At 63.0% G+C, this 11773-nt stretch carries 6 protein-coding genes and 4 pseudogenes; 8 read left to right on the top strand and 2 right to left on the bottom strand.

The window, feature by feature from the left end:
• Positions 1–128 precede the first annotated feature (128 nt).
• From Q8W67_RS26720 to Q8W67_RS26710, 3 genes are read left to right on the top strand one after another with little or no spacing between them, the layout of a single operon-like run.
• Complete coding sequence (locus Q8W67_RS26720; protein WP_305550167.1) at positions 129–743, top strand: TadE/TadG family type IV pilus assembly protein; 615 nt, start codon at positions 129–131, stop codon at positions 741–743.
• 8 nt (positions 744–751) lie between these two features.
• Entirely contained in the window at positions 752–1348 is a 597-nt protein-coding gene (locus tag Q8W67_RS26715) for a TadE/TadG family type IV pilus assembly protein (RefSeq protein ID WP_305550166.1), read from the top strand.
• Between the two features lie 15 nt (positions 1349–1363).
• On the top strand, positions 1364–2677 hold the full coding sequence (locus Q8W67_RS26710; protein ID WP_305550165.1) for a TadE/TadG family type IV pilus assembly protein: 1314 nt from the start codon (positions 1364–1366) through the stop codon (positions 2675–2677).
• Here the strand turns inward: Q8W67_RS26710 and Q8W67_RS26705 are convergent.
• A pseudogene (locus tag Q8W67_RS26705) lies at positions 2674–2862 on the bottom strand (IS3 family transposase); the annotation flags it as partial. The gene Q8W67_RS26710 and the pseudogene Q8W67_RS26705 overlap by 4 nt on opposite strands.
• 85 nt (positions 2863–2947) lie before the next feature.
• Between Q8W67_RS26705 and Q8W67_RS26700 the strand changes: the two are divergent.
• A complete protein-coding gene (locus Q8W67_RS26700; RefSeq protein ID WP_305551255.1) occupies positions 2948–4624 on the top strand; it encodes a methyl-accepting chemotaxis protein in 1677 nt (558 codons plus the stop codon).
• Between the two features lie 324 nt (positions 4625–4948).
• Here Q8W67_RS26700 and Q8W67_RS26695 read toward each other — a convergent pair.
• Positions 4949–5554, bottom strand: a pseudogene (locus Q8W67_RS26695) (transposase); the annotation flags it as partial.
• Positions 5555–5604: 50 nt separating this feature from the next.
• On the opposite strand from Q8W67_RS26695, the pseudogene Q8W67_RS26690 reads away from it, so the two are divergent.
• From Q8W67_RS26690 to Q8W67_RS26675, 4 genes and pseudogenes are all read left to right on the top strand, one after another.
• Positions 5605–6832 (top strand): annotated as a pseudogene (locus tag Q8W67_RS26690) (IS256 family transposase).
• Positions 6833–7421: 589 nt separating this feature from the next.
• Positions 7422–8945: an ATPase domain-containing protein gene (locus Q8W67_RS26685; protein WP_305551253.1), complete on the top strand. Its 1524-nt coding sequence runs from the start codon at positions 7422–7424 to the stop codon at positions 8943–8945.
• A complete protein-coding gene (locus Q8W67_RS26680; protein ID WP_305551251.1) occupies positions 8945–11020 on the top strand; it encodes a PAS domain-containing sensor histidine kinase in 2076 nt (691 codons plus the stop codon). The genes Q8W67_RS26685 and Q8W67_RS26680 overlap by 1 nt, the downstream gene beginning before the upstream one ends.
• A gap of 340 nt (positions 11021–11360) precedes the next feature.
• Positions 11361–11715 (top strand): annotated as a pseudogene (locus Q8W67_RS26675) (transposase); the annotation flags it as partial.
• Positions 11716–11773 lie beyond the last annotated feature (58 nt).

Below are 11773 nucleotides of genomic sequence, written 5' to 3'. Positions count from 1 at the left end.
ATTTCAATTTCTGGTGGCTTTAGAAACGGATCGTCAATCGCTTCGACCTTATTGTAGCCGGCGCGACGCCTGCCGAGGACGCAGGAGGCAGACGTTTGGGGCGACCGATGGGCCACGAGCCGGCACACTTGGCCGTCACTCGACGATTGCGAAATTGCCTGTGGGTCCTGCGGCGTTTCTACCGCGCGGGGGAAGGTGCGACAGCGGTAGAGTTTGGCCTGCTCGGGCTGCCATTCCTCGCTCTGATCTGTGCCTGCCTGGAGAATGGCCTGGTCTACTGGGAGCAGGAGATCCTTCAGCAGGCCGTCGTCGATGCCGGACGACAGATCTACACCGGTCAGTTCCAGACGACGAACGCCGGCATCACCAACTCCACGACTTTAATAGCCAACTTCCGAAGCGCAATCTGCACGATGCCGAATGGCGCGGTTCGGTTGACGATCTTCAATTGTGCCAACGTGCGCGTCAGCGTCACCCAAGCGGCGAGTTTTTCCGGCGCTTCTACAGTTTCCCCTGTAGCCATCGACTCGTCGACGCATATCAGCGATTGGAATCCGAGTTTTCAGGGCTACACCTGCGCTGGCGCTTCTGCCATCATGATTGTCCAAGCGGCAGTAGATGTACCAGTCTTCTTTCCCTTGCTCGGATCCACGGTGGCGACCTTACCGAACAAACGTCGCGTTCTCCAAGCCGCCACTGTGTTCAAGGTCGAGCCCTACAACACCAAGTCGGTATGCTCGTGAGCTGCGCCATGTTCACTCGCTTCCGCACAAATCAGCGTGGCGTGGCCGCGATCGAATTCGCAATGATCCTACCCGCCTTGGTGACGATCTATTTCGGAACCGTCGAGTTGACGCGCATCGGCGATACGACTCGCAAGCTGACCCTATTCGCCCGAGCACTCGCTGATCTCTCAGGCCGGGCTGACAACCCGAGCCCGTCAGCGTCCGACATGACGACCATCGCCTCCGCTGCGAGCGCGATCATGCAACCGCTCGATGTGTCCGGACTGCAGATCGTCGTCAGCGCGATGGGCGTCGAGAGTGTCGGCGGTACTCTTTTTGGCGGCGTCTGCTCAAGCTGGGCCCAGAACGCCACGGCACGCGCGCGTCTGGTGATCGCTGGCACCAACGGCGTGCCTGCCGCGCCCGCCACCTACCAGTTCGACGGCGCTCGCTACATTTTGGCCGAGGTTTCGATGACCTACACGCCGCTCATCGGGAGCAGCCTCTACAGATGGATCTTCGGGACGCGGCAACTGACCTTCACGCGCCAGATCCCCTGGGCCGAGCGCACTACGAACGAGATCGTCATGCCAGGCGGAGCCGCCTGTCCGAATTATAGCTGAGTTGCTTGAGGGGTCGTGCTGCGATTTTCAAGACAGGGCGCACGGCGCCTTCGCACCTCCACAGAACAGTTTGGACGTGCCCGATCGGGTCAGGTCGCGATCATGTTCGCGCTGATGTCCATTCCGGTCTTGTTCGCGACGGGCGCGGCGGTCGACTACGGCCGGCGCAACGCTGCAAAAGTTCAACTCGACGCCGCCCTCGACGGCGCGGTGCTCGCGGTGATGGCGCAAAAATCTAATACCATCGCTCAATCCAGTCTCACGGCCTTGGAGACGCAGTTTCGCACTGAGGCTGCGAAAGTGCCCGGCGTGACGGTCAACAGCTTCACACCCGGTCCGGTCGTGAATGGGGCCTCGACGTTGAGTTTGACCGCGAGCTACAAAGCCAACATCAAGACGACAATCGGCAGCATCATGAAGGTGCCAGCATTGTATTTTGACGGAGCTTCATCGAGCACGCGCAACCTGTTTCAGTACATAAATTTCTACCTGTTGCTCGACACTTCGCCATCCATGGGGCTCGCAGCTACCGATACCGACGTGAACAACATGAAGCTCGTTACAGGCGGGTGTGCATTTGCGTGTCATGAACATACCTACGACAAGAAGGGGAGAGTGACTGGCGACAGCACGACTGATAATTATCACATCGCACAGAAGAACAATATCAAACTCCGCATTCAGGTACTGAGAGATGCGGTTTCAGCGCTCGTAGACCAAGCCAATTCCAGTATGTCTCTCGCCCAGCAATTTCAGATGGAGATGTGGATTTTCAATGATTCGACCACGCAAACCCGGCTGCAGGCGATGACGCCGACGTTGAGCCAGATCAAAACAGCCGCTCCAAGTATTGATATTGCTTATGCGTACTACAACCAAGATGACAATCAAACTGATTTCGAGCGTGCGATTGCTAAGATGAACACGACCATACCCGCGAGCGGCACCGGTACCACTGCAGGTTCGCCGATCCGGTTTCTATTTTTTGTCACTGATGGCGTTGAAGATACTGGAGGAAGCGTCACAAATAAGAGTGCAGGTTTTCAGTATACGAGCAACCGCTTCATTGGTCCGTTCAGCCCATCGACATGCAATACGCTCAAAAATAATAATGTTCGCATTGGAATCATTTACACGCAATATCTGCCAATTTATGATAACGGTTTCTATAATTCCTATGTCAAACCGTATGAAAACAACATTGGTCCGATGTTGAAGGCTTGCGCATCGGACGGTCTCTATTTCCCAGTCGCATCAGGCGGCGATATTACATCGGCAATGCTGCAGTTATTTTCCACTGCCGTGGCTTCAGTTCGGATAAGCAACTAGGTGTATAGTCCCGGGATGGGGTGTGACGGATCCAGCCTGAAGCGTTCGGGCTCTTTCGTCCAGACCTGAAGGACATGCTCGTAGGGTGTGAGGCCGCGCAGGGACTTCAGCCGACGGGCATGGTTGTAGGCGTCGACGAACAGCTGTAGGTGCGCCCGGAGCTGTTCGTGGGTCTCGTAGTTATAGATTTGACCTTAGATATAGATTAAGATTTATTCGTTAACGTTGGTCCATCTTTGCAAGATCTTGCAAACAGCTCTGGATCACGACATGCGACCCTCGATCAAGACGACGTTGATTGGTCTCTTCGCTGCGCTCGCCGTCATCTCGGCCGTGCAAGGTGGTGTATCGCTTCGCAAGCTAAACGTGATCGGCAATCGAATCGAACTGCTGGACTCGAATGCCCTGCCGTCTGTGAACGCAGCGCACACGCTCAGTACCTGGGTGATGCGCGCACGTCTTTGGCAGTTCCGCTATTTGATCGCCGACGCCGACGCCGAGCGTGCCGTCAGCCTGAAGACCATAGACGATCTTTCTCAGAGCCCCGAAAAAACTAGAATTTCTTACATTTCCTTGATTAGCTCGCCAGAAGAGCAGGCAATATTTGAAGATTTCTGCAAAAAATGGAAAATACTTTCGGCAAGCTGGAACTCTCTCCGCCAGATTGATCCGACACAGCGGGACGAGATTTATGCCCAGTTTCGTGGCCCGATAAACGCCCAATACGTCGCAGTCACAGGCGCCGCTCAAAAACTTGTAGCCCTTAACGTGGCGGCGGGAGCAGCAGCCGGCGCAGCAGCACGCGAGGAGAAGGTACAGGCGGTGAGCACGACACAGGCCATGTTGGCTGTAGCCGCGGTGACGGCCTTGGGCGCCATCGTTTTTGCATTGCTGGGCATCTCTCGGCCTATCGAACGCATGACAGCTGCGATGCGTCGGCTGGCTCGGAGTGACACTGAAACCGCGATTCCAAGCGTTGGCCGCGGCGACGAGATCGGCGCGATGGCCGCAGCGGTCCAGGTCTTCAAGGACAACCTGATCCACACCCGCCAGCTTGAAGCCGACACTGCTCAGGCGCGGCTGGCGGCCGAGGAGCAGCGCAAGGCCGGCATGCGCCAGATGGCCGACGGTTTCGAGGCAGCTGTCGGCGGGATTATCGGCATGGTCTCGTCTTCGGCCACCGAGCTGCAGGCTACCGCCCAGACGATGACGGCAACGGCAACGGAGACGGCCAGCCAGTCGACCACGGTGGCGGCAGCGGCCGAGGAGGCCGCCAGCAACGTCAACACCGTGGCGGCTGCCGCCGAGGAGTTGGGCTCATCCGTCCAGGAGATCGGCCGGCAGGTGGCAGGCTCGGCCGAACTGGCGCAGCGCGCCGTGCACGAAGCCAACCAGACCGGCGCATTGGTGCAGGAGCTGAGCAGCGCCGTGTCGCGCATCGGCGACGTGGTCGGGCTGATCTCAACCATCGCCGGTCAGACTAACCTGCTGGCACTCAACGCCACGATCGAGGCGGCGCGTGCTGGTGCAGCTGGCAAGGGCTTCGCGGTGGTGGCGTCCGAAGTGAAGGCGCTCGCGGAGCAGACCGCCAAGGCCACGAGCGAGATCTCCGGGCAGATCGCGCGGATCCAAGCCTCGACGGGCCAAGCAGTCACATCGATCGGCGGCATCACCGGGCGGATCCGGGAGATCAGCGACGTGGCGACCTCGATCGCCGCCGCCGTAGAGGAACAGGGCGCTGCCACCCAGGAGATCGTCAGAAATGTCGGCCAAGCAGCGATGGGTACCGGCGAGGTGACGAGCAACATCTCAGGCGTGGCGAGTGCGGCGGAGGAGACAGGGGCGGCGGCGAGCCAGGTGCTCGGCGCCGCCTCCGAGCTGTCGCGCCAGTCCGAGCATCTCGCAGCTGAGGTCGGGCGCTTCCTCGCAACCGTGCGAGCGGCGTGAGATCAGCGACAGCGTGAAGGCGGCTGTCCCTCTACATTTCAAAGGGCTGCCTCATTAGATTGGGTAGCCCTTTGCGCTTGTCACAGCCGCTACGCCGTCCACGAGGCGATGGCGCTGGCCCGCATGAAGAAGAATGAGCATTTCGGGAAAATTGTACTGACGATCTGAGGGGTGTGCCGGTCTTCTTGCCAGGGTTGGGCTCGCCGACCTCGCGGACCCCATGGGGTTGCTGGTGGCTCCACCAACAGACCCGAGCGTCACGAAAAATGGGCGACTTCAATCTGAGATCGAACCAAGCATCTTGATCTTCGGTAAGCGCTGTCCTCAGGCCACGGCTTTGAGGGCTGGCGTTGCCTGGTAAGCCCATGGCGGCAGATCATCGAGGCGCCGCTGCCGATGCCCCTCGACGATGCGGGTGATGACGTCGGAAAGGTAAGCTTGGGGTTCGACGCCGACGAGCTTGCAGGTCTCGACCGACGAAGCGATCACCGCCCAGTGCTCGCCCCCGCCGTCGGATCCGGCAAAGAGCGCAGTCTTGCGATTCAAAGCCAGCGGTCGGATCGCGCGCTCGACGACATTCGAGTCGATCTCGATGCATCCGTCGTCGAGGAACAGGGTCAACCCCGCCCAGCGGCTCAGGGCGTAGCGGATCGCCTCAGCCAGATTGCTCTTGCGGCTCAAGAGGCCGAGCTTCTCCCGCAGCCAGGCTTCCAGCGCCTCGATCACCGCCCGGCTTCGCTCGTGACGCGCAGCGCGCCGCTCATCGGCCGAGCGACCGCGGATCTCGGTCTCGATCCGGTAGAGCGCGGCGATGCGGGAGAGCGTTTCCGTCGCAATCGGCGAGGAGACGGCGAGATCATAGAATTGCCGGCGGACATGGCTGGAGCTATGCGGGAGATTGGGTGACGAAGGAGGTGTGAAGGCGGCGTATCGAGGCGGGTGTCGAGCCTGCCAGAACCTGTCAGCGAGAGCGACACGCCATGGAGACACTTACCAACGTCGTCCGGCTTCGTCAGCCCGAGGACATCGACGATCTCCTGACGGAAGTGCTGCGCGCCGGGGCTCGCCGCCTGCTCGCCCAGGCCGTTGAGCTGGAAGCCGACGCATTCCTGAGCGCGATGCAGGACCTGCGGCTGCCGGACGGCCGCGCCCGGCTGGTGCGGCACGGCCACGGGCCGGAGCGAGCGATCGAGACCAGGATCGGTCCGGTCCCGGTGGCGCGCGTTCGCATCCGGGACCGCGGCGCGACGGGAGTGGGCGCGGCGCACCCGCAGCCTGGATGCGCTGCTGCCGGTCCTGTACCTGCGCGGCGTCTCGACCGGCGACTTCCAGGAGGCGCTCGCGGCTCTGTTGAGTCGTGATGCTCCGAACCTGCCGCCCGCCGTCACCGCCCGACTGACGGCGAGCTGGGCGGACGAGTACGCGCGCTGGCAGGGCCGCGCCCTCTCGGCCCGCCGCTACGTCTACAGCTGGGCCGACGGCGTATACCTGCAGGCCCGGATGGAGGAGCAGGCGGAATGCATGCTCGTACTGATCGGCGCCACACCGGAGGGCAGGAAGGAACTGGTCGGCTTCCAGGTGGGCGTCCGTGAGAGCGGCCAGAACTGGCGCGAGTTGCTCGTCGATGTGAAGCGGCGCGGGCTGTCGATCGCACCTGAGATCGCGGTCGGCGATGGCGCGCTCGGCTTCTGGCGCGCGTTGAATCGGGTCTTCCCTGGCACGGCTCACCAACGCTGCTGGGTCCACAAGACCGCCAACGTCCTCGACGAGGTGCCGAAATCGGTCCAGCCGGCGATGAAGGCCGACCTGCGGGAGATCCACGGCGCGCCGACCCGGGCGGCGGCCGAGGTGGCACTGGCCGCCTTCGTCGAGAAGTACGGGGCCAAGTATCCGCGCGCCGCCGACTGCCTGACCAAAGACCGGGAGGCGTTGCTGGCGTTCTTCGACTTCCCGGCCGCGCACTGGGACCACCTGCGCAGCTCGAACCCGATCGAGAGCGTGTTCGCCGCCGTCCGGCACCGCACGGTCCGGACCAAGGGCGCACTCTCGCCCACGACCGCCAAGCTGATGGTGTTCAAGCTCGTGATGGCGGCCTCGAAAACCTGGCGACGCTTGAAGGGCGAAAACCAGTTGCCGAAGGTCGTGGCCGGCCTCATCTTCCGCGACGGGACCGAGGTCATCGCCAGCCCAGATCACCGCGCCGCCTGACCACCTCCGTCACCCAGAATTCCGCATAGCTCTCACGCCGATCGAGCAGCCTTAAGAGATGGGAACGTCACTGACGCTGAAGTGCTATCCGACATGGTTTCCTTCGCGATGCGGGTCGAAACTCGTCGAGTGCGATCGGGTCTCTGATGGGGCTAACCCCTGGCGTCGCCAATTGGGTCCGAGATGATCCAAGCCACGTCCAGTACCAGGCCGTCGTTGCCGCGCCCCAAGCGCTGACCGACGCAGCCCGCGACCTGATGCTGTAGGGCTAGACCAAGGCTGCCGACTGAGCCGGCGCGGGTTACTGAGGCGGCCATCTCGTGCGCGGCGGCCGCATCATCACGAGACGGCGCTGGACGTCCCGGCGCGCTGCTCCCGTTTGGAGTTGACGCAGTGCGAAGCCCGCTTGGTGAGGATGCGTCCAGCCCTCATCGAGCCGCTCGTTGGCTGGCCCGCGCAGCAGGACGCCGCTCAGAACTTGTATCGGCCCGGTTTGATATGCCCAGCGTGCTTCACCGTCGCCGAAGCTGGAGCATTGTCAGGTTCCACGCGTTGGGACTGCAGCCCCATAACTCGGCAAATCATAGATATGGAAGAACACCGCGCCCACTCCTCCATGGAGCGCTCCCCCGGCTCCCGCATCTCGACCGGTATACCTGGCCTGGACGACGTCCTCGGCGGTGGGCTAACGGATGACCGCCTGTATCTGCTCGAAGGAACCCCAGGCTCCGGCAAGACCACCTTGTCGCTGCAGTTCCTGTTGGAAGGGGTAAAGCGCGGCGAGCGAGGTCTGTACGTGACGCTATCCGAGACTGCCGACGAGCTTCGCGCGTCGGCCGCGACCCATGGCTGGTCGCTCGACCAAATCGAGGTCTACGAACTCGTCAACGAACTCGGCCTGGACCCGGACAGTGAGCAATCCATCCTGCACCCCTCCGAGATCGAGCTCGGCGAGACCGTCAAGGAGGTCATCGCCCGCGTCGATGCGATCAAGCCGATGCGCGTCGTGTTCGACAGCCTCTCAGAGCTGCGTCTGCTAGCCCAGAACCCACTGCGCTACCGGCGCCAGATCCTGGCGCTCAAACAGTTTTTCGCTAAGCGCGACTGCACCGTCCTGATGCTCGATGACCGAACCTCCGAGGTGGGCGACGTGCAGCTCCACAGCATCGCCCACGGCGTCATCTCGCTGGAGCAGGCGCCGCGCGAGTTCGGCTCTGAGCGACGCCGGCTGCGGATCATCAAGATGCGCGGCATCAAGTTCCGCGGGGGCTACCACGACTTCGTCCTCGACACCGGTGGCATCAGCGTCTTTCCCCGCCTGATCGCGGCCGAGCACCATACGTCCTTCGACCCGACTGCGGCCTCGACGGGTTCCGTTGAGCTCGACCTATTGCTCGGCGGAGGCCTCGTGCCCGGAACCAACACTCTGCTGATCGGTCCCTCAGGTGTCGGCAAGACCACGACCGCCGTCCGCTGCATGCTGACGGCTTTGGAGCGAGGCGAGACGGCGACCTACTTCCTGTTCGACGAGGGCTTGGCCACGCTTCTGACGCGCTCCTCGATCCTCGGCATGGACTTTACCTCTCATATCGATGCCGGACGCCTGACCATCACGCAGATCGACCCGGCCGAGCTCGCACCCGGAGAGTTTGCCGCTGAGGTCCGGACCGCAGTCGAGGACCGCCGCTCGACGGTCGTCGTGATCGACAGCCTCAACGCCTACCTGCACGCCATGCCAGGCGACGAGTTCCTGATCCTGCAGATGCATGAGCTGCTGAGCTACCTCAACCAGCAGGGCGTTACGACGCTCTTGGTACTCGGCCAGCACGGCATAGTCGGCGAGATCCGCTCCGACGTCGACCTGAGTTACTTGAGCGACTGCATCCTGTTGTTCCGGTTCTTCGAGGCCAAGGGCGAGGTGCGCACTGCCCTTTCCGTGGTGAAGAGCAGGGTCAATGCGCATGAGCGCACGATCCGGGAGATGCGGGTCGGGATGGGCGGCCTCCAAGTCGGCGAAGCCCTACACGACTTCGAGGGTGTGCTCACGGGCTTGCCTTCGTACCACGGCAAGGTCTCGATGCTCGCCAGAAACGCTCCTCAGAGCGATGCCTGATGTCCGAAACGCCAGATACGGAGAACCGGATCGTCATCCTGGCCCCTCGCGGCCGCGATGCATTCGTGATCGAGCAGTTGCTCGTCCGTGCAGGGACGCCGAGCTCAGTATGCTCGGACGCTTCGGACTGGGTGATCTGCCTTAAGGCCGGAGCCGCCGCGGCGCTCGTCACCGAGGAGGCGCTCGCCGACGCGGACGCGACCTCGTTGTTCGACTGGCTCGACGCGCAGTCGGCTTGGTCCGACTTCCCCTTCATCGTCCTGGCCACCCGGCAGGTTGGTCGCCGCCCCGCGCGCGCCGCCGCCATACTCTCGCGCCTCGGCAACGTCGTCCTGCTGGAGCGCCCGATCAACGCGGAGACATTGACGAGCGCCGTGGCATCAGCCCTGCGGGCGCGACGACGGCAATATCAGGCCCGCGGCCTCCTCCTGGAACGCGAGCGCACGCAGGAGCATCTGCGTCTTCTCAACGAGGGACTGGAACGGCGGGTGGCTGAGCGCACCAGCGAGGTCGAGGCGGCGCGCGAGACGCTGGCCTTCGCCCTCGATGCGGCTGGCCTTGGCTCCTGGGATCTCGACCTCTCTACCGATACGTCGCGTCGCTCCCCTCGTCACGACGCCATCTTCGGCTATGCCGAACCCCTTCAGACCTGGGGCCGTGAGAGGTTCCTGGCGCATGTCGTCGAGGACGACCGACCCACGGTGGAAGCCGCCTTCTCAACCGTGCAGGAAACCGGCGCCCTGGACCTGGAATGCCGCATCAGGCGCGCGGACGGCGCCGTGCGGTGGATATCCGTCCAGGGACAAGTCAAGCACAATCCGGGCGGTGTACCAGTGCGGATGGCCGGCATCCTGTCGGACATCACCGACCAGCGTATCACCGAGGAATCGTTGCGCCAGGCCCAGAAGATGGAGGCTATCGGCCAGCTTACCGGTGGCGTGGCGCACGACTTCAATAACTTGCTGACCGTCATCGTCGGAGGCCTCGACATGATGCTCCGCAGGCCCGAGCAGGTCGACCGGGTCAAGCGCTTGGCTGAGGCCGCCATGACGGCTGCGCGGCGCGGCGAGCAGCTCACCCAGCAACTCCTGGCCTTCTCGCGCCGGCAGATGCTGCGGCCGCAGACCTTGAACCCGAACCGGCTCCTGTTGGACTTCAGGCCGCTGGCGGAGCGGGCGGCGGGAGCTGCCATCGAGCTCGCCCTCGACCTCGATCCCGCCCTTGACCCGATTCGCATCGACCCGGCGCAGTTCGAGGCCGCGGTGCTGAACCTGATCGTGAACGCCCGCGATGCCATGGATGCAGGAGCGAGCGGTGCCCGCATCGCTGTGCGCAGCCGCAACGTCCGGCTCGACACGGCCTCGGTCGCCGACAAAGCCGTGCCTCCGGGACCCTACGTCGTGATCTCCGTCACGGATACGGGCGGCGGCATCGCCCCCGAGGCGCTCCAGCGCGTGTTCGAACCGTTCTTCACCACTAAAGAGGTCGGCAAGGGAACAGGACTCGGATTGAGCCAGGTCTATGGCTTCACCCGAAGCGCCAAAGGCTTCGTGGACATCGCTTCCGAGGTCGGGACGGGGACGACGGTGAACCTATATTTCCCGCGCTCCTCGGACTCTGCGGGCGAGGAAATCGGACAGGGACCGATCAGCGCGCTCCCGCTGCGCAAGGCTGGCGAGGGTGAAACCATCCTGCTGGTGGAGGATGATGCGCAAGTGCTCGACATGGCCGTCGAGAGTTTGGAGGAGCTAAGCTATCGGGTCATTGTCGCACACAACGCCGCCGAGGCGCTGGAGCACCTTCGCGGCGTCGAGCGGATCGATATCCTGTTCTCGGACGTGGTCATGCCGGGCGGCATGAACGGCTCTCAGCTAGCCGTGGAAGCGGGACGCATTCGCCCTGGACTGAAGATCCTGCTGACCTCGGGCTATGTCGCGAATCTCGACGAGGGTCAGGTCATCGGAGAGGGGATGCTCCCCGTGCTCAACAAGCCCTACCGGCGCGACGAGCTAGCCCGGTCGTTGCGCCTGGTCCTCGGTGGGGACGCCTCCGAAAGCCATTCCGGTCAGGCTTGAACTTGCTTGCCGGCCTATCTGTTTGGTAGCGGAACGTCATTAGGATGTGGCGCGATGGGCGATCCAAGCATAGGTTTGGCGTTTTGATCTTGTAGTCCGCCGTGCGCCTGTCCGGAGGGCCCGCTAACGCTCGCCCTCCATCCCCAAGCTCGCACAACCTCGCCTGTCCACGCCGGGATCGCCCGCTCTAACGAGAGATCCGGCGTACTGGCCATGATCCTCCCTCGGTTTCACGGTTCTCGTCGACCCCGCCACCGGCGTCGTGCGCGAGGCCGAGATCTTCGTGGCCGTGCTCGGCGCGTCGAGGCTCCCTACGCCGAGACGACCTGGACCCAGACGCTATGGCACCAAGGCCTGCGTGATCGCTGACGGCAGCGTACGCGCCATCGCCTTTGGGCTGGCGCCTGGTCAGGCCCATGAGCTGCCTCACGCGGTTCCTCTGCTCGACGAACTGCCGGGTGTGCCCAAGTGATCGTGGGAGATCGCGGCTACACCAGCCACGCCTTTCGCGAGCACATCTGGAACATGGGCGCCCGGCGATCCCACCGCCGCGCTACGAGGCACCTGTGACCTGCCCGGACTGGATCTACAATAATCGCAATCAGGTCGAGCAGCTCTGTGCCAGGCTCAAGGAGTGGCGCGGGATCGCCACCCGCTACGAGAGGACCGCCGTCAGCTTCATGAGCGTCCTCTGAGTGGCCGCCGCCCTCGACTGGCGCAAGCGATGACGCGCCCTGGCGGAAGTGTTCGGGC

Origin of the sequence: Methylobacterium sp. NEAU K (genome assembly GCF_030700285.1) — a bacterium.
Taxonomy (GTDB): Bacteria; Pseudomonadota; Alphaproteobacteria; order Rhizobiales; family Beijerinckiaceae; genus Methylobacterium.
The sequence above is the reverse complement of the archived record's forward strand: the minus strand, read 5'-3'. Positions and strand labels throughout refer to the sequence as shown.